The organism is Epibacterium ulvae (assembly GCF_900102795.1).
Classification (GTDB): Bacteria; Pseudomonadota; Alphaproteobacteria; order Rhodobacterales; family Rhodobacteraceae; genus Epibacterium; species Epibacterium ulvae.
Window position 1 is genome coordinate 87,555 of record NZ_FMWG01000012.1, and the last position, 22,154, is coordinate 109,708.

Annotated in this window: 22 protein-coding genes; 9 read left to right on the plus strand and 13 right to left on the minus strand. The window is 55.7% G+C overall.

Annotated features, from left to right (window positions below):
• The first annotated feature begins 93 nt into the window (after window positions 1–93).
• Window positions 94–903, plus strand: coding sequence for a serine O-acetyltransferase (cysE, locus tag BLP79_RS16265; RefSeq protein WP_090220737.1), 810 nt, complete (start codon window positions 94–96; stop codon window positions 901–903).
• A gap of 117 nt (window positions 904–1,020) precedes the next feature.
• On the opposite strand, the gene BLP79_RS16270 is transcribed toward cysE, so the two are convergent.
• Window positions 1,021–1,320: an AzlD family protein gene (locus tag BLP79_RS16270; RefSeq protein ID WP_090220739.1), complete on the minus strand. Its 300-nt coding sequence runs from the start codon at window positions 1,318–1,320 to the stop codon at window positions 1,021–1,023.
• Window positions 1,310–2,002 carry an AzlC family ABC transporter permease gene (locus BLP79_RS16275; protein ID WP_090220740.1) on the minus strand — a complete coding sequence of 231 codons (693 nt, stop codon included), beginning with the start codon at window positions 2,000–2,002 and terminating at the stop codon, window positions 1,310–1,312. Before BLP79_RS16275 ends, BLP79_RS16270 begins: the two co-directional genes overlap by 11 nt.
• 107 nt (window positions 2,003–2,109) lie before the next feature.
• Here BLP79_RS16275 and BLP79_RS16280 point away from each other — a divergent pair, with 107 nt between their 5' ends.
• The 4 genes from BLP79_RS16280 (at window position 2,110) to BLP79_RS16295 (ending at window position 4,486) form a co-directional block, all read left to right on the plus strand.
• Window positions 2,110–2,658: a helix-turn-helix domain-containing protein gene (locus BLP79_RS16280; RefSeq protein WP_090220742.1), complete on the plus strand. Its 549-nt coding sequence runs from the start codon at window positions 2,110–2,112 to the stop codon at window positions 2,656–2,658.
• A 117-nt stretch (window positions 2,659–2,775) separates the two neighbouring features.
• Window positions 2,776–3,174 (plus strand): hypothetical protein, encoded by a 399-nt coding sequence (locus tag BLP79_RS16285; RefSeq protein WP_090220744.1) that lies wholly within the window; start codon window positions 2,776–2,778, stop codon window positions 3,172–3,174.
• Window positions 3,175–3,269: 95 nt separating this feature from the next.
• On the plus strand, window positions 3,270–4,034 hold the full coding sequence (locus BLP79_RS16290) for an SDR family NAD(P)-dependent oxidoreductase (protein ID WP_090220745.1): 765 nt from the start codon (window positions 3,270–3,272) through the stop codon (window positions 4,032–4,034).
• Between the two features lie 89 nt (window positions 4,035–4,123).
• On the plus strand, window positions 4,124–4,486 hold the full coding sequence (locus BLP79_RS16295; protein WP_090220747.1) for a MerR family transcriptional regulator: 363 nt from the start codon (window positions 4,124–4,126) through the stop codon (window positions 4,484–4,486).
• A 125-nt stretch (window positions 4,487–4,611) separates the two neighbouring features.
• Here the strand turns inward: BLP79_RS16295 and BLP79_RS16300 are convergent, their stop codons facing one another.
• The 5 genes from BLP79_RS16300 to BLP79_RS16320 form a co-directional block, all read right to left on the minus strand.
• Window positions 4,612–5,940, minus strand: a complete 1,329-nt coding sequence (locus tag BLP79_RS16300) for a pyruvate dehydrogenase complex dihydrolipoamide acetyltransferase (RefSeq protein WP_090220749.1) — start codon at window positions 5,938–5,940, stop codon at window positions 4,612–4,614.
• Between the two features lie 12 nt (window positions 5,941–5,952).
• The gene (locus tag BLP79_RS16305) at window positions 5,953–7,329 is read right to left on the minus strand and encodes a pyruvate dehydrogenase complex E1 component subunit beta (protein WP_090220751.1); all 1,377 of its coding nucleotides are present in this window, start codon (window positions 7,327–7,329) and stop codon (window positions 5,953–5,955) included.
• 16 nt (window positions 7,330–7,345) lie between these two features.
• Window positions 7,346–8,335, minus strand: coding sequence for a pyruvate dehydrogenase (acetyl-transferring) E1 component subunit alpha (gene pdhA, locus BLP79_RS16310; RefSeq protein WP_090220752.1), 990 nt, complete (start codon window positions 8,333–8,335; stop codon window positions 7,346–7,348).
• Window positions 8,336–8,520: 185 nt separating this feature from the next.
• Window positions 8,521–8,820 (minus strand): FtsB family cell division protein, encoded by a 300-nt coding sequence (locus tag BLP79_RS16315; protein WP_090220754.1) that lies wholly within the window; start codon window positions 8,818–8,820, stop codon window positions 8,521–8,523.
• Between the two features lie 301 nt (window positions 8,821–9,121).
• Window positions 9,122–10,312 (minus strand): phosphoglycerate kinase, encoded by a 1,191-nt coding sequence (locus BLP79_RS16320; RefSeq protein ID WP_090220756.1) that lies wholly within the window; start codon window positions 10,310–10,312, stop codon window positions 9,122–9,124.
• A 167-nt stretch (window positions 10,313–10,479) separates the two neighbouring features.
• On the opposite strand from BLP79_RS16320, the gene BLP79_RS16325 reads away from it, so the two are divergent.
• Both BLP79_RS16325 and BLP79_RS16330 read left to right on the plus strand, forming a co-directional pair.
• Complete coding sequence (locus BLP79_RS16325; RefSeq protein ID WP_090220757.1) at window positions 10,480–10,986, plus strand: peptidylprolyl isomerase; 507 nt, start codon at window positions 10,480–10,482, stop codon at window positions 10,984–10,986.
• A complete protein-coding gene (locus BLP79_RS16330; protein WP_090220759.1) occupies window positions 10,979–11,536 on the plus strand; it encodes a peptidylprolyl isomerase in 558 nt (185 codons plus the stop codon). Before BLP79_RS16325 ends, BLP79_RS16330 begins: the two co-directional genes overlap by 8 nt.
• A 68-nt stretch (window positions 11,537–11,604) precedes the next feature.
• On the opposite strand, the gene BLP79_RS16335 is transcribed toward BLP79_RS16330, so the two are convergent.
• From BLP79_RS16335 to bcp, 6 genes are all read right to left on the minus strand, one after another.
• Window positions 11,605–11,970: a hypothetical protein gene (locus BLP79_RS16335; RefSeq protein WP_090220761.1), complete on the minus strand. Its 366-nt coding sequence runs from the start codon at window positions 11,968–11,970 to the stop codon at window positions 11,605–11,607.
• A 79-nt stretch (window positions 11,971–12,049) separates the two neighbouring features.
• Window positions 12,050–13,390: a calcium-binding protein gene (locus tag BLP79_RS16340; RefSeq protein ID WP_090220763.1), complete on the minus strand. Its 1,341-nt coding sequence runs from the start codon at window positions 13,388–13,390 to the stop codon at window positions 12,050–12,052.
• Window positions 13,391–13,524: 134 nt separating this feature from the next.
• Window positions 13,525–14,031 (minus strand): bactofilin family protein, encoded by a 507-nt coding sequence (locus BLP79_RS16345; protein WP_090220764.1) that lies wholly within the window; start codon window positions 14,029–14,031, stop codon window positions 13,525–13,527.
• Window positions 14,021–15,352, minus strand: a complete 1,332-nt coding sequence (locus BLP79_RS16350; RefSeq protein WP_090220766.1) for a M23 family metallopeptidase — start codon at window positions 15,350–15,352, stop codon at window positions 14,021–14,023. The genes BLP79_RS16345 and BLP79_RS16350 overlap by 11 nt, the downstream gene beginning before the upstream one ends.
• Window positions 15,353–15,542: 190 nt before the next feature.
• Window positions 15,543–16,400, minus strand: coding sequence for a ferritin-like domain-containing protein (locus tag BLP79_RS16355; protein ID WP_090220768.1), 858 nt, complete (start codon window positions 16,398–16,400; stop codon window positions 15,543–15,545).
• Between the two features lie 318 nt (window positions 16,401–16,718).
• The gene (bcp, locus tag BLP79_RS16360; RefSeq protein WP_090220769.1) at window positions 16,719–17,201 is read right to left on the minus strand and encodes a thioredoxin-dependent thiol peroxidase; all 483 of its coding nucleotides are present in this window, start codon (window positions 17,199–17,201) and stop codon (window positions 16,719–16,721) included.
• Window positions 17,202–17,250: 49 nt separating this feature from the next.
• On the opposite strand from bcp, the gene BLP79_RS16365 reads away from it, so the two are divergent.
• Both BLP79_RS16365 and queA read left to right on the plus strand, forming a co-directional pair.
• Entirely contained in the window at window positions 17,251–20,895 is a 3,645-nt protein-coding gene (locus tag BLP79_RS16365) for a YhdP family protein (RefSeq protein ID WP_232716256.1), read from the plus strand.
• A gap of 45 nt (window positions 20,896–20,940) precedes the next feature.
• The gene (queA, locus tag BLP79_RS16370) at window positions 20,941–21,996 is read left to right on the plus strand and encodes a tRNA preQ1(34) S-adenosylmethionine ribosyltransferase-isomerase QueA (RefSeq protein WP_090220771.1); all 1,056 of its coding nucleotides are present in this window, start codon (window positions 20,941–20,943) and stop codon (window positions 21,994–21,996) included.
• Window positions 21,997–22,154: the final 158 nt, after the last annotated feature.

Genomic DNA, 22,154 nt, shown 5'->3' on the forward strand with positions numbered 1-22,154 from the left:
TCATAAATGTTGTAAATTCGAATGATCACGGGATTGCGTTTGTCGTTAGGCGGCTTACATGGCATAAAGAGCCTGTGTTCAGGAGGCAAAGCCATGACCCAAACGCAAACCATTCTTGCATCTGTTGATCCAGCCTGGGATCAGATCACCACAGAGGCCCATGAGGCCGTAAAGCAGCAGCCTTTGATGGGCGGTTTGATCCACGCCTGTATTCTGCATCATACCTCGCTTGAAAAAGCGCTGTCTTATCGCATTGCCGCGAAGCTGTGTTCCAATGAGATGTCGATGGTCATCCTGCGCGAGATCGTGGATCAGGCCTATGGGGATGATCCAAGTCTGGTTGAGGCGGCGCGCGCAGATCTTGTGGCAGTCTATGACCGGGATCCGGCCTGCCATCGCTTGCTGCAGCCGATCCTGTATTTCAAAGGCTATCAGGCCATTCAGGCCTATCGGGTGGGGCATTACCTGTGGAAAAAGGGCGATTATGACCTGTCTTATTTCTTTCAGATGCGTATCTCTGAGATTTTTGGCGTTGATATTCACCCAGCGGCCCAGATTGGTCGCGGCATTATGATTGATCACGCGCATTCGATTGTCATTGGGGAAACGGCTGTGGTGGGCGACAATGTTTCGATGTTGCATTCCGTCACGCTGGGCGGCACCGGCAAAGAGGAAGAGGACCGCCATCCCAAGATTGGCGATGGCGTCCTGATTGGTGCCGGGGCAAAAGTTCTGGGCAATATCACGATTGGTGAATGCAGCCGGATTGCCGCTGGTTCGGTGGTCTTGCAAGAGATCCCCCGCTGTAAAACAGTGGCTGGTGTTCCCGCCAAAATCGTTGGTGAAGCGGGCTGCAGCCAACCTGCGCTGAGTATGAACCAAGTGGTTTCAAAACAAAGCTGAACCGAGCGCGGATTCTGTGCTTAGACGCTTCTGATATGATTTAAGAATGCCCCTTTGTCGGAGGGGCATTTTTTGCAGGGGCTAACCTGCAGCATCTCATAGCGGCTTGGGGTTCAGTCAGGGTAGGGTTGCCCGCATAAAAGCTACCACTGCGACGCCAATCGCCATCGATAGGGGCAGATTGCGGGTTTTCGCCGCGATCAGCAAAACCACAGCGCCTGCGATCCATTCCTGTTGGCCACTGTTTAAGATCATCAAAGCCACGAGAGCCACGATGAGACAGCCGGGCAGGGCCTCCATGCCACGGGCCCATGCACCGGTTTGCGGCAAGCGCTGGGCCAGCAGAAAGCCAAACAGGCGAATGGCGAGGCTGGCAAAGCCCAGTACCCAGACGGTGATCCAGATGTCATGCGTCATGGCGGAGCCCCGCAACAACTGCGCCACAGACTGCGCCACAAACCAGGGCCCAGGCTGCGTGATCTGGAAAAAGAGCTGTCCCGGCGGCAACTGTGGCTGCGGCGATGCCCCAAGGGGCAAGATCCTGCCGTCCGCGCCACAGACCGGGCAAGAGGGCGACAAAAACGGCAACAATTGCAAAATCCAGCCCATAGGTTTTGGGATTAGGAATGCCCTGCGACAGCAATGCGCCCAGCGTGGTGGCTGCGATCCAGACCAAAAGGAGCAGCAGCCCGCCGCCAAAAAGATAATGATAGCTGGCCAATGTGCCGCGTTGTTTGGCAGTCTGCATCAAGGCAACCGAGGCGTCGGTTGCCACATAGACGCCTGCCATCACCTGCCACCATGGGCGATGGGTGAGCGCGGCGCGCATGCTGGCGGTGATCAGAAGGATACGGATGTTCAACGCAGCGCCCGCCAGAACCGCAGCGGCCACCCCGGCCCCCGCCACCAGTTGATCGAGCGCCACCAGCTGGGCAGAGCCGCCAAAGACCAGCGCGCTCATACTGATGGTCTGGGCAAGTGAAAACTCAGATTGGATCGCCAGCAAGCCAAAGGCGGTGCCATAGGTGGCAGCTGCCAGCGCCATGGGCATCATATCGCGGGCCCCCAGAACAATATCTGACCACGGATCACGAGACATACTTTACCTTTCTCATCGAACGCTGTTCACTGGCAGCGAACGTAAGATTGTTCATTATAAAATACAACACATCATTATAATGAACGCGTGAAATAAGTGAGACACCCATGTCGCCAAACGATCTGATTGCACGGGCGATCAAACGGGAACGCAACCGCAAGGGCATGAGCCTGTCTGCGCTTGCAGAGGCTGCGGATTTGGCCAAATCGACGCTGTCAAACCTTGAGGCAGGCAAAGGCAATCCAAGTATTGAAACGCTTTGGGCGATTGCTGAGGCGCTTGGGGTGACGTTCTCCACCTTGTTTGAGGTCAGCGCGCCAGAGCTGCGCCTGATCCGCGCCCATGAAGGGGCCACCGTGGATTCAGATCATGCGCCCTATCAGACCACATTGTTGGACAATTGCCCGGTGGGCGTGCGCCGCGATCTGTATCGGGTGGATTTGGAACCGGGCGCGCCGCGCCGATCCTCGCCACACCCTGCGGGCACGGTGGAGCATGTGGTGATTTGCCGGGGCCAAGCGCGGGTTGGGCCAAGGGGCGAAGAGGAGGTTCTGAACAGCGGCGATTATTTTCGCTATCCAGCAGATGGGACCCATATCTATGAAGCGCTGGAGGGGCAGACCCAGATGATCGTGGTGATCGAAACGCGGGATTGAGCGTGACGCGAAAAATGTGTGATTTTCGTAAAAAAGCCTCTGGACCCTGACATTAGTGTCAATGCGATAGGGCTTCTGTGTCGACAACAAGAACGTCGAAAACAGGAGACTATTCGTATGACAGAAATGACAACCGATGCGCTACGGGCCAAACTTCAGGACCTGATGGTTTATGGTACCAGTGCAAACCTCACAGAGCTGGATAAGATCTATCACAAAGATATCGTTGTCATGGATTTGAACATCGATGGACGCCTTGTCACCCTGCATAAGCAGGAGTTTATGGCAATGCTCAAAGAAGTGTTCAAAGACAAGATCCCCGAAGAGCACATGTGGTCAAAGATTCATAGCCTAACGGTGGATGGCAACCGCGGTCATGTTTTAATTTCGCGAAAGATCCCGGTTGGTGGGCCAAAGATGCATATCGAGCTGAGCATCGATTTTGTCTTTGAAGACGGGCGCTGGCAAGTGACTCGTGAGGTGAACTTTAGCCGTCCAGATACTGAAGCCGCCTGATTTAACCTATTGGTAGATCAAAGAATAGGACTGCCGACATCTTTTGTGTTGTCGGCAGTCATCACGGATTTCTATGTGATTGAAGGCAATGCAAAATGAACACAAATGAACTGTGGAAAGACAAGGTCGCAATTGTCACAGGCGGCAGCTCTGGGATTGGGGAAGCCACGGCACGCAAGCTGTTAGAGCAAGGTGCAAAGGTTCTGATCACCGGGCGCACTGCGGAGAGGCTGGCTGTAGTTGCAGAGGTGAGCGAGAACATTGAAGCCCTGCAAGTGGATAGCTCGGATGTTACGAGCGGGCAGCAGATTGTTGATGCTGCCTTGTCTCGTTGGGGGCGCATTGATCTGATTGTGAACAATTCAGGCGCTGGGCAGATGTTGCCGGTAGAGGCTTATGACCCTGAGATTATTGCGAATATGTGTGCGGTAAATATTATGGCCCCGTCACAGTTGGTCAAGGCCGCTGCAGAGGCCCTGGGCGCGAGTAAGGGTGCAATTGTGAATATTGGGACAGCCGTGTCACGCGGGGCTGCGCCTATGATTGCGCATTACGGGGCGACAAAAGCGGCGCTAGAGCATCTGACACAGTCGTGGGCAATCGAGCTGGCTGGCATGGGGATCCGTGTCAATGCGATTGCACCAGGCCCCGTGAAAAGCGGAGCATTGACGGGATTTATGGGGATCCCGGCGGAGATGGCGCAACAGATCGAAGCGCAGGAAGCTAAACAGGTGCCACTTGGGCGGCGCGGGGTCACTGATGACATCGTGCCTTGGATTTTGCACTTGGGAAGCCCTGAAAACGAATGGCTCACCGGGCAAGTGTTGACCATTGATGGCGGATGGTCGTTGCGCAGTTGATTGAGTTGAACCAGGTGAGTCTTGTTGCGCATCCGGTTCAGCTACGCTGTGAGCACATGTATTGATCCAACAGAAGGAGTGCGACGAATATGCGTGCAAAGGAAGCAGCACAAGCGTTGGGCATCACACAGCGCATGTTACGCCATTATGAAAAGGAAGGCCTGTTGGAGGTTGCACGCAGTGCAAATGGGTATCGGACCTATCGCGCTGCTGATTTGCGCCGGGCGGAACGCATTCGCGATTTTATCGCAACGGGGTTTTCGACCCGTGAAATTCGCGGAATGAGTGCATGCCTGTCAGATGAGGGCGCAGGGCCCTGCGCTGGTGGTATCGATAAGCTCACTGAAAAATTGGAGCATATTGAACGCCTGAAAGTGGAATTGGATGACAAGCATCGTGCGATTTTAGAGCGTTTGGTGTTTCTGAAATCAGGGCTAGAGGCGGCCGAATAATACGGCATTCGATTGCCAGGCTCCTAATATCTGACACCTGATATTTGCCTTCTGACACGGTAAGACGCAAACGCCCCCGCAGATTAGTGCAGGGGCGTCAAAGATGCTGATAATGAAACCGGCCTTTAGGCGAGCATCACCATTGGGTTTTCCAGATTGTCGACAATGGCGTTCAACAGCTCGGCCCCCAGTGCGCCGTCGATGACGCGATGGTCCACCGACATGGTGACGGACATGACTGTGGCTACGCTCAGCTCTCCGTCGTCGCCCACCACGGGTTTCTTGACGCCGGTGCCTACGGCCAGAATGCCCGCATGGGGTGGGTTCACGATGGCGTCAAAATTGTCGATGCCAAACATGCCAAGGTTGGAGATCGCAAAAGAGCCGCCCTGATATTCGTGGGGGGCAAGTTTGCGGTCACGCGCGCGGGTGGCAAGGTCTTTCATTTCCGTAGACAGGGCAGACATGGATTTCATGTCGGCGTCCTGCAACACAGGTGTGAACAATCCGCCCTCAATCGCGACGGCAACCGCCACATCAGAGGCTTTCATTTTGAGCACGCGATCGCCAGCCCAGACCGCGTTGGCCTCTGGTACCTGCTGCAGCGCATTGGCAACAGCTTTGATGACAAAGTCATTGACCGAAAGCTTGGCACCACGGGATTCCAGCTGTTTGTTCAGCTGGCTGCGGAATTTCAGCAAAGCGTCCAGTTTGATATCACGGCGCAGGTAGAAATGCGGGATGGTCTGTTTTGCTTCAGACAGGCGGGCAGCAATGGTTTTGCGCATGCCGTCCAGTTTGACCTCTTCAAAGGTGCGACCTTCGTACATTCTGGCAACGGCATCAGCGGAAGGACCCGCAGCAGGTGCTGCGGCTGTTGCTGGCGCTGGCGCAGGTGCTGCGGCAGTGGTTTGTACCGCTTTGGGCGCGGCCGTTGCGTTTTCAACGTCAGTCTTGATGATGCGGCCTTTGGGTCCAGAGCCTTTGATTGCCGCCAGGTCCAGACCTTTTTGTGCTGCAATGCGACGGGCCAAGGGTGAGGCAAAGATGCGCGACCCATCCGCCGCGGCAGGCGCTGCGGGGGCAGGGCTTGCGACGGCAGGGGGGGAAGCGGCTGCTTCAACGGCCACAGGGGCCGCCTCAGCTGCCGCTGCGGCAGGCGCCGCGGATGCGCCTGTTGAGCCACCTGCGGAGATGTCATCGGCGCTTTCGCCATCTTCAAGCAACACGGCGATCAAGCTGTTCACTTTTACACCTTCGCTGCCTTCAGCGATTACGATTTTAGCAACAACGCCTTCGTCGACGGCTTCAAACTCCATGGTGGCTTTATCGGTTTCAATCTCAGCGATCAGATCACCGGAAGAGACAGTATCGCCTTCTTTGACCAGCCATTTGGCCAGCGTGCCTTCTTCCATCGTGGGAGACAGGGCGGGCATGAGAATTTCAATGGGCATGATCGTGCTCCCTTAGCGATAGGTGACTTGTTTCACAGCGGCAATCACCTCATCGGTGGTGATCAGTGCGTGTTTTTCAAGATTAGCCGCATAGGGCATGGGCACGTCTTTGCCGGTGCAGTTGATCACTGGCGCGTCCAGATAATCAAAGGCTTCTTGCATCACCACGGATGAAATGTAATTGCCCACAGAGCCTTGTGGCCAGCCTTCCTCAACCGTGACCAGACGATTGGTTTTCATCACCGAACGGATGATTGCCGGTGTGTCCATCGGGCGCAGGGTGCGCAGGTCAATCACCTCGGCCGAGATGCCTTCTTCGGCGAGCTTGTCTGCCGCTTCCAGCGCGTATTGCATGCCGATGCCAAAAGAAACGATGGTTACGTCAGTGCCTTCCCGCCAGATGCGGGCCTTGCCAAAGGGCACGGTGTAATCGTCCAGCTTTGGCACCTCAAACGAGCGGCCATAGAGGATCTCGTTCTCAAGGAAGATCACAGGGTTATTGTCGCGGATGGCGGTTTTCATCAGGCCTTTGGCGTCGGATGCGGAGTAGGGCATCGCAACCTTCAGACCGGGCACCTGCATATACCATGCGGCATAATCCTGGCTGTGCTGAGCGCCTACGCGGGCGGCCGCGCCATTGGCGCCCCGGAACACCATCGGTGCCCCCATCTGACCGCCGGACATGTACAATGTCTTGGCGGCGGAGTTGATCAGATGGTCAATCGCCTGCATCGCAAAGTTGAAGGTCATGAATTCCACGATCGGACGCAAGCCACCAAAGGCCGCACCGGTGGCGATGCCTGCAAAACCGTGCTCGGTGATGGGCGTGTCAATGACGCGCTTTGCGCCAAATTCATCCAACAGGCCTTGTGAGACCTTGTAAGCGCCTTGATATTCAGCGACTTCTTCGCCCATCAGGAACACGTCTTCATCGGCGCGCATCTCTTCGGCCATCGCGTCGCGCAAGGCTTCACGCACGGTTTGCTGAACCATCTCGGTGCCAGCAGGATAGTCTGGTTCGATGTCCACGGCCGGTGCAGCTGGGACTGCGGCAGCAGCGGCGGGCGCTGCGGGCGCCGAAGGTGCCTCTGCGACCGGCGCTTCGCTGGCAGCAGGCGCTGACAGTTGGATGTCATCCGCGCTTTCGCCCTCTTCAAGCAGCACAGCGATGGGCGTGTTCACTTTTACGCCTTCTGTCCCTTCTGCGATGAGGATCTTGCCGATCACACCTTCGTCCACCGCTTCAAATTCCATGGTGGCTTTGTCCGTCTCGATCTCGGCCATGATATCGCCAGAGTTCACGGTATCGCCCTCTTTGACCAGCCATTTGGCCAGCGTGCCTTCCTCCATGGTTGGCGACAGGGCGGGCATCAAAATTTCAGTTGCCATAATCTTGGTCTTCCCCTTAGGCGTAAATGTCAGTCCACAGCTCTTCGAGTGCAGGCTCTGGGCTGGTTTTGGAGAATTCTGCGGCGTCGTTCACGATCGCCTTGATCTCTTTATCGATGGCTTTCAGATCTTCGTCGGTGGCGTGGTTGCCGGTCAGCAGCATGTCGCGCACCTGTTCGATGGGATCGCGTTCATCGCGCATTTTTTGCACTTCTTCGCGGGTGCGGTATTTCGCCGGATCCGACATCGAGTGCCCGCGATAGCGGTAAGTCTTGACCTCTAGAATATATGGTCCTTTGCCTGCGCGGCAGTGCGCCACGGCGCGTTCGCCTGCTTCTTTGACAGACAAGACATTCATTCCGTCCACTTCTTCGCCCGCGATGCCATAGGCTTCGCCGCGTTTCCAAAGGGCGGGGGATTTGGTAGAGCGCTGAACTGATGTGCCCATGGCGTATTGGTTGTTTTCAATCACAAAAACAACGGGCAAATCCCAAAGCTGCGCCATATTGTAGGTTTCATACACCTGGCCCTGGTTGGCCGCGCCGTCCCCGAAATAGGTAAAGGTCACATTGTCGGTGCCCTTGTATTTATCGGCAAACGCCAAACCCGCACCCAGTGGCACCTGCGCGCCGACGATCCCATGCCCGCCGTAGAAATGTTTCTCTTTCGAGAACATATGCATCGAGCCGCCTTTGCCTTTGGACAGGCCGCCTTCACGTCCGGTCAGCTCAGCCATCACACCGCCCGCTTCCATGCCGCAGGCCAGCATGTGGCCGTGGTCGCGATAGGATGTGATGCGCTTGTCACCGTCTTTTGCGGCAGCTTCAAGGCCGACAACAACCGCTTCCTGACCGATGTACAGGTGACAAAAGCCGCCAATCAGCCCCATCCCGTACAACTGTCCTGCTTTTTCCTCGAATCGGCGGATCAGCAGCATTTCGCGGTAGTATTTTTTCAGCTCATCAGCCGAAACATTTGGTTTCTTGGTGGATTTTCTTGCGGCCATGGTGGCTGGCTCTCCCTTTTGCCAAGATAGTTTAGCGTTAAACTATCTCTTAAATCATTTTAGCCTCTCTGGCGACCCCTAACTGAGACAGGTTTATACACTGTTGCGTATCGCGCAAAAAACGCACGTAAAAAACCAAACCGGATCTTTCTTAAGAGAGGGAGCGCGCTTGGGCACAATATGCGCTATTGAATGACCAGCTCATCTGCGCGCAACAAGCCAAGGACCGCGCGCGCCTGTTCATCCAAAAGATCAAGATCCAGAAAATCATCCGACAGGCGACGTGTCAGGTTTTCCATCTCTTGAATGTTATCCGACAGCTGGTTCAGATCCTGCTGCAATGCAGCTGCCTCAGCTTCGATTTCCACACGTCTGAACAGGCCAAAATCCCCTTGGACAGCCGCAAAAGTGAAATAAGCGCTCAGTGCAAAAGCAATTGCAAAAAATGCAAAAGACCCAAGAGAAGGTTTAGAATTGCGTGTCACGAAAGAGTGCGCCTATCACCGAGACAAACTGAGATGAATGCACGGAAGGATCATGCGTGCCCTAAATCTATGACACATTCGCGTCACGTTGTGAAAAGGCCAAAACACAGAAGACACATTGTGTTGCGCTAGGGTGACGCATCCTGATCGGGCTACTCTGGGCTATGGTCTGGGGTATCTGTTTCGCGAGTTTGAGCCACCAGCCGCAGCGCGCCAAAGGCGCGCTGCCATGCCCAAGTCCGAGGTCTCACACCTTGTGAGGCACGAGGACGCGGGAGCCCCCCCTTTTTTTGCTGGGCGCTTAAGAGGTGAGGGCTGCAACGCCCGGCAGTTCTTTGCCTTCCATCCATTCCAAAAAGGCACCGCCAGCGGTTGAAATATAGGTGAAATCTTCAGCAGCCCCTGCCTGATTCAGGGCTGCAACCGTATCACCACCCCCGGCAACCGAGGTCAGCGTGCCTGCTTTGGTCAGCTCTGCTGCCTTTTGTGCAGCTGCGTTTGTGGCACCATCAAAGGGAGGAATTTCAAAGGCCCCCATAGGCCCGTTCCAGATCAGTGTTTTGGACTGATCAAGCGCTGCAGAAACTGCGGCAACAGTATCAGCGCCTGCATCCAAAATCATCGCATCCACCGGGCAGGCACTGGCAGCAACGGTCTCATTCTCAGCCCCGGCCTTAAATTCACGCGCGACCACAACATCGGACGGCAATAAAATCGTGCAACCTGCTGCTTCCGCTTTTGCAAAAATTTCGCGCGCGGTTTCGGCCAGATCGTGTTCGCACAGGGATTTGCCGACATCAACACCCTGGGCGGCCAGGAAGGTGTTGGCCATGCCACCGCCGATCACCAGCGTGTCGACCTTGGCCACCAGATTGCCCAGAAGGTCCAATTTGGTGGACACTTTTGCGCCGCCCACAACCGCTGTGACCGGACGCACAGGCGTGCCAAGCGCCCCTTCCAGCGCGGTCAGTTCAGCCTGCATCAAACGACCGGCACAGGCGGGCAGCTGACGGGCGAGACCTTCGGTTGAGGCATGGGCGCGGTGGGCTGCTGAAAACGCATCGTTGCAGTAGATATCGCCCAGCTGCGCCATTTCAGCCGCAAGGGATGCATCATTTTTCTCTTCTCCGGCGTGAAAACGGGTGTTTTCCAAAAGAACGACCTGACCGTCAGACTGCGCGCTGACGGCTGCCTCTGCCGCGGGGCCGCGGCAGTCTGCGCAAAACATCACAGGTGCGCCAAAGGCCGCTTCCAGTGCAGGCACAAGGGGTTGCAACGACATGTCCGGCACGACCTTGCCTTTGGGGCGGCCAAAATGGGCAAGCAGAATGGGGTGTCCGCCTTGTGCCAGAATGTCGCGAATGGTTGGCACAATGCGTTGAATGCGGGTGTCATCGGTGACGCGACCCTCTTCCATCGGCACATTGATATCAACACGCACCAAGACGCGTTTGCCGTTGAGGTCCATATCATCCAGTGAATTCCAGCCCATGCTGTGCTCCTGTCGCTTATGCCATAATCCTGCGCCCTATGTTATCGCTAAACCTCAGGCGCTCTCCCGCCTGTTTCGGGGCTTTTTGCGCATCAGTCAATGGTCCCTTGGCAATTGAGGCTGCAGGGCGTAACTATCAGGCCATCAAAGACCATCAGGAGGGCCCCATGGCCGAGATCAAGGATCCAGAAAACACAGTTATCGTCGAGCTGGAGAGCGGCAATGTCGTGATCGAGCTGCTGCCCGATGTGGCACCTAAGCATTGCGAACGCATGAAAGAACTGGCGCGCGCGGGTGAGTATGACAATGTCTGTTTCCACCGTGTGATTGACGGATTCATGGCGCAAACTGGCGATGTGGCCAATGGCGACATGGAAGACGGTTTTGATCTGCGCATGGCGGGCACAGGCGGGTCCAGCCTGCCGGATCTGCCAGCAGAGTTTTCCAAACTGCCCCATGACCGTGGCACATTGGGGGCGGCGCGCTCTTCTATGCCAGACAGTGCAAACTCTCAGTTCTTCATCAACTTCAAAGACAACCATTTCCTGAACGGTCAATACACCGTTTATGGCCGTGTCATTGAAGGCATGGATCTGGTCGACAAGATCACCAAAGGCGAGCCGCCCACCTATCCCGATCGCATGATCACCGTGAAAGTGGCTGCAGATGCGTAAGCTTCTGACAGCGGGGGCGCTGGCTGCATGTGCAGCGGCGCCCGCCTTTGCCACCGGTCTTGAGATCGAGATCGCGGGCGAGGGGGCTAATGGCACCGTGGCAATTGATCTGTTTGAAGATGTGGCACCCGGTCACGTTGAACAGATCACCGCGCTGGCGACAGAAGGTCAATATGATGGCGTGGTGTTTCACCGTGTGATCGATGGCTTTATGGCGCAAACCGGTGATGTGCAGTTTGGAAAATTGGGTGAGGATCTGCGCGCGGCGGGCCGTGGCGGATCAGAACGCCCCGATCTGGCGGCTGAATTTTCCGACATTCCGTTTGAACGCGGTGTTGTTGGTATGGCGCGGTCACAGAACCCAAATAGTGCGAACTCTCAGTTCTTTATCATGTTTGAGCCGGGTCCTTTCCTGAACGGTCAATATACCGTTGTGGGCAAAGTCACCGGCGGCATGGATGTGGTTGATGCGATCAAGCGCGGCACAGGCGGCAATGGCGCTGTGATCGGTGCTCCCGACACGATGAACAAGGTCACTGTGACCGAGTAATCCATAAACGCTCGGTCCCTTTGAAAAAAAGGGGCCGGGTATGTGTTAGAAGATCACGGACGGACCAATCACTGGCGCGTCATAAGGCTGCTCCAGTCCCCTTTGCCTTTGTTGCGTATGGTGTGAAACTGTGTGCGGCTCGCGTAAAATTCCTGACAATCGCTGCCAATTGCAACCCCGCCTAGGTGACCGTTCCGGCACCAATATGCGCCGGACCAAACCCAGTTGGCATTTAGGGGTTTCCCTCCGTATTGGCCGACCATCGTACCATTGGCGTTGATGCGGACCCAATTGCCTTTTGCGTCTTTATAGGTATGCGCGGCCACCAGATCTATCATGCGGGCCTCAGAGTGGATCCGTCTTATCTCATCTGCAGCGGCGACACTCATTGAAGCGGCGAAAACGAGTGTCGCTAAGAGTGTTTTCCTCAACATCGGCTTATCTCCATTGACTGTGCGCAGAACGTGCTCAGATATTGTGGGTCAGGCGGCAATTGTACCGCCCCATTCGTGATCAAAAGAGAAAACTATCGCTCGCTAGAAGATCGTCAACAGAGGTGTTTTCGATCACAATACGGCTTGATCCCAGGCCTAGGACAACATCATCGGGGCCAGAGGTGCTGAATGTGATATCATCAATTGAGCTTGCAGCATCGCCAAAGGTGATCTGATCTTCGCCAATTTCAAAATCCCGGATCACATCTCTGCCGCTGTCGGCTGTGAACACAAACAGATCTTCGCCTGCGCCACCTTTCAATGTGTCGGACCCCTCACCGCCGTTCAGGGTGTCGCTGTTTGCGCCCCCGTTCAGGCGGTCATCGCCAAGCCCGCCAAAGAGAGTGTCACTGCCGAGACGGCCTTGAAGGACGTCGTTGCCTTCATTTCCCATCAGCCGGTCACGGTGCGCCCCGCCGGAAAGCGTGTCATTTCCCTCTCCACCTGACAGAACGTCCCGGCCATTGCCGCCAATCAGACGGTCATTTCCTGCGCCTCCGAGTAAGCGGTCATTGTCTGAGCCGCCGTTCAGGCGATCGTCCCCGGTATCACCAAGGAGCGTATCGCGGCCAAGGCTGCCCATCAGATGATCGTTCCCAGAACCACCGTCAAGACGGTCATCCTGCCGACCGCCGTCAAGGGTATCATCCCCGTCTTCGCCAAACAGGATATCATCACCTCTTTGCCCTGACATGCGATCATTTCCACGACCACCAAAGGCGAGGTCATCTCTTGAGGTGTCGCTTTGATCTCCTGTAAAACGATCTGTCTCAGTGTCATCAAGGGAAACCGCGACTGTGCGATCGTTGAATTCTAGAATTTCAACGCTTTGGATCTGATCCGTGCCATCGGCGCTTTCGATGATGATACGATCCTGTACGCTTTCAAAGCGCGCATCCTGAAGACGATCATGCAGAACAAACGTATCATCGCCGTCACCGCCAAGAACGACATCATCGCTGTCAGTCAAGTCGAACCGGTCACTACCGCTTTCTCCATACCATGTGCGTGTGCCGCTGCCTGAAGATCGGTTCACGATGGTATCATCCCCGTCAAGGAGCAAGTCTCTAAAGGACGTGTAGGTATTTGCGCCTGCCAAATCATCGAAGGGTAAGAAAAAATCTGTTGCGGTTATCAGGCTTTGACCATTACGCAAGATATCGATGGATGACACAGACCAGCGACTGGTATTCGCGCCATTGAATTGCCCTGTTAATTGAAGTTCATTGCCGTTTGATATGTTGAAATTAAGTGTCGTATCAGATTGTGAATCGAATGTTATTGTTGCGCCAGTGTTTGAACCAAAAAGATTAAAGAGAGTCAGGTTGTCTTGTTCAGCGGAAATTTGAATATCTGCCATTTAACTAAACTTTCGGTATAGGCTGTTAATATTTATTTAAACTTTGTGGCAGCTTTTCGGTTCTCGTTCAAATAGAAAAGAGGCCACAGTTAACAAAACTGTGACCTCTTGAATTCAAATGATTTTTTCCGATTTTATGCGTCGGTTGCGATGGCTGCAGGTTTTGCCGCGGCTTTACCGGGGTTGAGCGGATCATCTTGGCGTTGCACAGATCCTTCAAAATGCGCACCGGATTCAATTGCGATGGTTTTGTGGATGATGTCGCCTTCAACACGCGCGGTGGCGGTCAGGCGGACTTTCAGACCACGCACGCGGCCGATGATGCGGCCGTTGATGACCACGTCATCTGCGGTGACTTCACCTTTTATGGTGGCGCTTTCGCCGATCGTCAGAAGATGCGCGCGGATGTCGCCTTCGACGGTGCCTTCAACCTGAATGTCGCCGCTGGTTTTCAGATTGCCTGTGATGTGCAGATCAGACGACAGGATAGAGGCCGGTGGCTTTGGCTTTGGGGCGCTTGCCTTGAAATCGCTTGCAGCTGGCGCTGCAGGTGCGGCTGTCGGGGCTGCCGAAGCAGGCGCCGCTGGCGTTGTGGTTTCGGGCTTTGCGCCGGGCTCGTTGATTTTGCTTTTAGAAAACATTTCTTGCAGCCTTGATATAGATCATCGGGTTAACTGGTGTGCCATTTACCCGAACCTCGTAATGAAGGTGGGTTCCGGTGGACCGTCCGGTGTTACCCATATCAGCAATATGATCCCCGCGCGAGACCCTTTGGCCAACTTGAACGCGAAGTTTTGAATTATGGGCATATCGGGTTTCAATCCCAAAGGCATGTTGGATGATAACGACGCGGCCATAGCCGGATTGCCATCCTGCGGTTTTCACAACGCCATCTGCGGTGGCAAAGATATCTGTGCCAGTGGATCCGGCAAAATCAGACCCTTTGTGCAGGCGACGGCCGCCGGTTTTGGGATCGCGGCGATAGCCAAAGCCTGAGGTCTGGCGCACTTGATTTAGATGGACGGGTGTTGCAAAGGGCGCGCGCTCAGCCGCGAGGCGATAGAGGTTTAACTGGCTCATCTGTGCCAGCAGATCATTGGCGCGCACCTGATCCGCGCTGGCGGCTTCGCCGCTGGTGGAAATGGCCAAGGGTTCCAGCGGGCCGCCCTGACCATTGTAGCCCCGGCGCACCTCATCCAAAATGCGGTTTGTCTTTAGACCGGCTGCGCTGAACATTTTTTGCAGAGGTTCCACGGACACTTCCATAGCCTGTTCTAGCTGGCGGAAAATCTGCTCGTTGCGCTGCTCCATGTCATGGATTTCAGCGTGAAGCGCATCCATTTCATCAAGCGCGTGCTGCGCGTCTGCTTCGATTTGGTCGCGCTCGCGGGCGGTGTCTTCCAGCGCTTGCGTCACAAAATCCATCTGGGCTGGGGCGGTTATTGCCGCCAGCTGCGCTGCGCTGTCTTCCAGCGTGTTTTCACGCAATTCCTTCAGAGAGGCGCGTGCAGCTTCGCGCTGCGCCATCGTCTTACGCAGGGTGGTTTGGATCACCTCAATACCGGTTTCCAGCTCTCGTCTGCGGGTTTCGGAGGCCAGCAGTTCAGATTGCATCGCAGAAATCTGTTTCAGCGCGGCGTTAAATCGATCTTGCGCGGCAAGGGCTTCGCTGGCCCGTGCATCGCGTTCTTCTGAAATCGAATTCAGACGCGCCAGATAATTGCTTTGGTCGCGCTTTGCCTGTTCTCGGTAATTGCCTGCGCCGATGCTGTCCATCAACACAACGGAGGTGGCAACAAAAGACCATCCGACGAACAGGGTGACACCTGCCGCAACAGCAAGCTGCACCTCAGAGCTGAGCCGCACAAACCGTGTATCGTCATCAGATTTCAGAAAAACGCGCCGCTCTGGAAAACGTTTTTCCAGAAGCCCATGAATTCTGATCCCCAGACGTGTGCGCATCGTCTGCTCCTTACTGCCATTGGTTTGAGCGATAGCAAGCTGTCCGCCACCATCGGTCAATAGTTCTGACGTTGGGAGATACCGAGCAGGAGAGAACGGGGCAAGCCTGTTGCGGAATTAACGCAGAATTCACCTTAGATTAGAGCAACTTTGGGCGAGAACCCGCCGATCAGCTCGGCGTATCCTGCGTTCAATCAAGGCTGGGCAAAACCCGTTCCTGATCCGACAGGGGCCAGTAGAAATCTGGTGGCAACCCTGCGTCTGCGCGTTTTTCTTCATTAAATGGCGGTTTCAGCGCGCCTTTGAAATATTTACGCACCAAGGTATGAAACACCTCTTTGGGATCTTCATTGTGACGGCCACACAGGAAATTAAACCACTTTGACCCATAGGCGACATGGCTGACCTCTTCTGCGTAAATCAGTTCAAGCGCGGCAACGGCTTTGTCCAATTTGGCGTTTTTAAAGATTTTGATCATCCCGGGTGTCACATCAAGCCCACGTGCTTCCAGTACCATGGGAACAACCGCAAGACGCCCCATCAAATCTTCAGCCGTGTCTTCGGCGGCGCGCCACATGCCCGCATGTGCAGGCAGTTCGCCGTAATAGCTGCCCAGATCTTCCAGACAATCACACATCAGATTGAAATGTTTGCTCTCTTCATCGGCGGCCTGCACCCAATCGTCAAAAAAACCAAGGGGCAGGGGGGTATGCGAAAAGCGTGCAATGATGTCCCAGTGCAGATCCACAGCGTTCAACTCGATATGCGCCACGGCATGAAGCAGAGCTTTGCGCCCTGCATCTGAACCGGGTTTGCGTTTGGGCACGTCGCGGGGGTTTAATAGCTCTGGCTGGTCAGGGCGTGCAGGATGTAAGGGGGGAGCAGCTGTTCCAATCTCGATGGCGGACGCGCCCTCTTGTCGTGATGCACGCCAGTCGGCCGCATAGCGTCGTGACAGCGCAGTTTTTGCGCGACCATCTGCCGTGTTCAGCACCTCAGTTGCCATATCCGCAAGCGTTTTGGGAGCATCTGATTGTATATCGGGCATCATACGACCTGTTTTAGCAATGGATCACATAAAAGGAGCAACGCGCACCCCGGCCTAAAAAACGGGGCAAAACGTTGATGTCCTTCCTTCCCCTGACATCCTCCTGCGAAACCTGCAAGCAAAATGCGGGGAATACCGCACCGCAGGCGCTGCGATCACACGACACGCGCGACGAGGCGCAGGCAAAAAGATATAGGGGACAAGATAGAGCGCGCGCTTGATAAGGTACGATGCAGCGCCGCGCGTATGCGTGCGGCGCTTGGCCCAACGCGGCCAGCGGGGCCTTTATGGCCACGCGTCGGGGCGGGAGCGCCTGCGTTATGCGTGCATTTCTTTCACAGCCTGCAGTACATCCTCGACGTGGCCGGGCACTTTCACTTTGCGCCAGATGCGGGCGATTTTGCCTTCGGCATCAATCAGGAACGTGCTGCGTTCAATCCCCATGCTTTTGCGGCCATACATGTTTTTTTCAACCCAGACGCCATAGTCTTCACAGGTTGAATGCTCTGCGGCGGACAGCAGCGGCGTGGTGAGCTGATGTTTGGCAATGAATTTTTCGTGTTTTGCCACCGTGTCCCGTGATAGTCCAAACACAGTTGCGCCTGACTCTTTAAAGGCGTCCAGACTTTCGGAAAAACCAATGGATTCCTTCGTGCAGCCCGGCGTATCATCGCGAGGATAGAAAAACAAAACAACCGCTTGGCCTTTCAGATCTTGCAGTGACACGAGGTCTCCGCCATCACGGGGCAGGGTGAAATCAGGGGCGATGTCACCGGCGGTCAGGTCAATAGGGGCAGTCATCTCTTTGCGCTCCGCAGCTGGAAAAAGTAAAGTGTTTTTCCAAACATAGGTGACTTGCGACAAAGGAAAAGGACAGATCAAAGACGCAGACGAAAATATTGGCGATCAGAGGCCAGATCCAAGTGATCCTTCCGCATCAGGCGCTGACGCGGAGATGGTGGCTGTTGCGCGGCCGATCGAAGGGCCGCCCACCTCTGACCAGCCTGTGTCCAGCCTGCCTGCGTCCAGCACCTCAGAGGCCCATGACTCGGCCTCAGGCCAGCCTATTGATGACATCGTTTCTGAAGAGCCTGATCAAGTCACCCCTGATGCAAATCCAAAATCCCGCCCTGAACAGACACCGCGCCCCCGAAAACCACGTCGGCGCAGGTGGGGGCGGCGCATTTTTTCTGGGGTTTTCACAGGGGGGCTGCTGTTTGGTCTTGCGGCCATTGCATCAATCTATTCCGCAACCGAGACTGAAATCAACCTGCCGCCCAGCATGCGCACCTATATCGAAGACCGGATCGAACCCCAGCTTGATGGGCTCGGGATCGAGTTTGGCGCCATCCGTCTGGTGATAGACGAGGGGTGGCATCCTCGTATTGGTGTTCAGGATGTTCAGCTGACCTATCCCGATGGCAGGCCAGCGGTTGCATTGGCAGATGCGCAGGCCTCTGTGTCGATGGCCGCGCTGATGCGCGGTGAAGTTCAGCCCACCTCGGTGTATCTCAGCGGTTTGTTGGCGACGTTAAGGCGGGCCGAAGATGGAGTTGCAGTGAGCTTTGCGGATGGTGCCGATGCATTGCGCCAAGCGCAGTCTGTTCCGCAGCTGATCGAAGACTGGGAACAGGTTCTGACGAGCGCGGGGTTGTCACAGCTTGAGGGGATCTCTGTTGATGGTGTCACCTTGCGCTATGAGGATCTGAGGATTGATCGCGCCTGGACTTTGGATGGCGGGTACATGACGTTGGATCGCGCCGCCAAAGAAGTCACGTTGTCTGCGGGATTTTCAGTATTGAGCGGTGGCGCAAGTGCGAGCCTTGTTGAAGCCAGCTATACGTCTGACATCGGAGATACGGCTGCAGAGTTTGGGATTTCATTTAGCGAAGTCTCTGCACAGGATATCGCGGTTCAGACACCTGCTTTGGAATGGCTGAATGTTTTGCGGGTCCCTATTTCGGGCGCGCTGCGCGGCGGGCTGAACAGTGATGGAGAGCTAAACCCTGTCGCGGTCACGCTTGAACTGGGGGAGGGCGCGTTGCAGCCCACTGATGAAACGCGACCCATCCGTTTTACCGGGGCCAGCAGCTATTTTACCTATTATCCCAAAGCGGAAACGCTGCAGTTTGATGATGTCTTGGTCGACAGTGCCTGGGGGTCTGGACGTATGGAAGGGCTGGCGCAGCTTGAAGGCCTTCAAACGGGGCATTTGTCCTCTCTTGTTGGCCAGCTGCGCTTTACCGATCTGACGCTGAATCCTGCCAACCTTTATGATGCGCCGCGCTCTTTTGCCGGTTTGCAAAGCGATTTCAAGATGGAACTGGATCCGTTCCGCATCAAAATCGGGGAGACACACATCCAGACAGGTGACAGTTCGGTGTTGATGCGCGGAGATGTTTCCGCCCGCTCGTCTGGCTGGCGCTACAATCTTGACGTAGAGGTGGACAGGGCCAGTGCAGAGCAGGTGAAAGCGCTGTGGCCTGCTGCGGCATCGCCCAAACCCCGCGCTTGGGTCCGTGATAATATTTTGGCAGCCGAGGCGCATGATGTGCGCCTTTCGGTGCGGGGGCGTCCCGGAGAGGCGCCCTTTGTGTCATTGAATTTGGGGTATCGTGATGCGGATGTGCGATACCATAAAGATCTGCCTGTCCTGAAAGACGCCGCTGGCCAGTTTTCCATTCATGGAACCCGTTTGGTGGCGATTGCGACCAGCGGCCATGTGACGCCGGATGTCGGGGGCAGTTTGGACGTCACCGGCACCTCTTTTATTATTCCTGATACCACTGTCACAGATGGCAGTCCCGGGGTGGTTCGGTTGCAAGCCGAAGGCGCGGTGACGGCTGCGCTGTCTTTGCTTGATCGCCCACCTTTGCAGGTCATGGAAAAGGCAGATTTGCCTGTTGATCTTGTGTCGGGATATGCGCGTGCCTCTGGCACACTGGCGCTGCCGCTCAAAGATGGGGTGCTGGTTGAGGACATAAAATACCACTACACGGCTGATATATTTGACGCTGAGACAGAGAAGCTGGTGCCGGGCCATGTGTTGGGCGCTGATCAACTGCGCCTCACCGGGGATCAGAGTTTTGTCGCGCTTGAGGGGGAGGGCACCTTTAGCGGTATCCCCGCCACCGCACGTTGGACCCTGCCATTGGGAGAAAACCCTGACGTCACCCATCAGGTTGTTGGGCAGATAGAATTATCAGATGCGGCGATGACCGCATTGAACATCGGATTGCCAGCACGCACGGTGTTTGGCCAAGGGCAGGGCCGCTATGTCTTGTCATTGCCTACGGGGGCTGCGCCGCGCCTGACCCTTGAAAGTGATCTGCGCGGGGTTGGCTTGCAAATTCCGGCCCTGAGCTGGCGAAAGGGGCAGAATGCAAATGGCCGGTTGGCGGTAGATGTCACCCTTGGCGACACACCGCGCGTCGACACCATCGAGATTGAAGCGGCAGGGTTGCGCGCGCGTGGTGATATCACACTGCGCGCAAACGGTGGGTTGGAGCGCGCGCGTTTTGCCCAATTGCAGATGGGCAGCTGGCTGCGAAGCGGTGTAACCTTTACCGGGCGGGGGACTGCGCCACCGGCAGTCAGCCTGAACGGGGGCGTTTTGGATCTGCGTACGGCGCCTTTTACCAGTGAAAGCGCGAGCAGTGGCAGTGCAAGCGGTGGCTCTTCTTCGGGGTTGGGACCGATTACTTACGCATTGGATCGCGTTCAGGTTACAGATTCAATTGCGTTGCACGGTGCGCGTGGTCGGGTTTCAGCACTTGGTGGGGTCAATGGTCAATTTGCGGGCCGATTGAATGGCGACACACCTGTCAACGGTGTCTTGGTGGCACAACCTGCGGGCACGGCCATGCGCATTCAATCTGAGGATGCCGGCGGCGTCTTTCGATCTGCAGGCCTGTTGCGCCACGGGGTTGGAGGAAGCTTTGATATGACCTTTGCGCCTTCAGATCGGCCCGGCCATTTTGAAGGCCAGATCCGTGCTGAAAATACCAGAATCACAGATGCGCCTGCGGTTCTTGCTCTGATCAACAGTCTGAGTCTGATTGGCCTTGTGAACGAACTGGCGGGGCAGGGTTTGTTGTTCACAAGCATTGACGCCAAATACCAGCTGGGTCCAACCCATTTTAAGCTTGTTGAAAGCAGTGCGGTTGGGCCTTCCATTGGCTTGTCGATGGATGGGATTTACGATCTGAACACCGGCGCGCTGAACATGCGCGGCGTTCTGTCACCGATTTACCTGCTGAACGCGGTTGGCAGTTTTCTGACTCGTAAAGGGGAAGGACTGATCGGGTTTGCCTTTAATCTGCGCGGCACGGCGGACGATCCTAAGGTGCAGGTGAACCCCTTATCAGGGCTGGCACCCGGGTTTCTGCGGGAGGTGTTCCGGGGGGAAGCCCCCTTGCTGCCCGGCGAAACACCGCCCGAAGCCTACAGCACACGCCCAGAAAACAGTCCTCAGGCGCGCAGCGAAGAACGCTAATGAATTTGCTTTGCTTTGCCTGCAAGGGGCCCTATAGCACGGCGCATGAAACTCAGCGATTTTGATTTTGACCTGCCTGAAACCCTGATTGCCACCCGCCCGGCGACTCCGCGCTCTTCCGCGCGCCTGTTGGTGGCGGACGGCGATGTTGTGCATGACGAGAGCGTGCAGGATCTGTTGTCGTGGCTGCGCCCCGGCGATCGGCTGGTTTTGAATGATACCAAAGTTATTCCAGCGCGCCTGTCGGGGTTTCGTCATCGCAATAGCGCCCAAGGCCCAGTTCAGGCCCGGATTGAAGTAACCTTGCTGGAGCCACGCGCGGATGGTTGCTGGACAGCGCTGTTGAAGCCGTTGAAAAAGATCAAGACTGGCGAAGAAATTATCTTCTCTGAAGACCTCTCTGCGCAGCTGCGCGGTGTTGAGGACGGGCAGGGGATCTTGCAGTTTAATGTGACCGGGGCGGATTTTGATACGGCATTGGCAGAGGCGGGTGCGATGCCTTTGCCGCCATATATCGCTGCAAAGCGCCCCGCTGACGCGCAGGACAAAACGGATTATCAAACGGTTTGGGCCAAAAACGCCGGGGCTGTTGCTGCGCCAACGGCGTCCCTGCATTTTGATCAACCTTTGTTGGATGCGCTTGCCGCGCGCGGTGTTGGGTTTACCCATGTGACCCTGCACGTCGGCGCAGGTACGTTCCTACCGGTCAAGGTTGAGGACGTGACCACCCATAAAATGCACGCGGAGTGGGGACGGGTCAGCCCAGAAGCCGCGGCGGAGATTGCTGCCACCAAAGCAGCGGGCGGACGTGTGATCCCTGTTGGCACAACTGCGTTGCGATTGATCGAAAGTGCGGCGCGCAATGGCACGTTGACTGCTTGGGAGGGGGAAACGGATATCTTTATCTATCCGGGTTTTACCTTTCATGTGACGGATGCGTTGATGACCAATTTTCATCTGCCCAAATCAACATTGCTGATGCTGGTGTCTGCCCTGATGGGGCAAGAGCGCATGAAAGCGGTCTATGCCCATGCGTTGTCTGAAGAGTACCGGTTCTTTTCCTATGGGGATGCATCTTTGCTGATCCCGGAAACGTCATAAAACCCGCGCGCGATGTCGCGAACAGACGTAGACCTGTGAAATGATTCTCATATGAGATGGACACATCGGATTCGTCCGGTGCATGGGTCATATGTGACCCGATTTCCACAGAACTGAAACGTGTTTTGCACAGCATTTGCCCCGCGATTTAGGGCAAA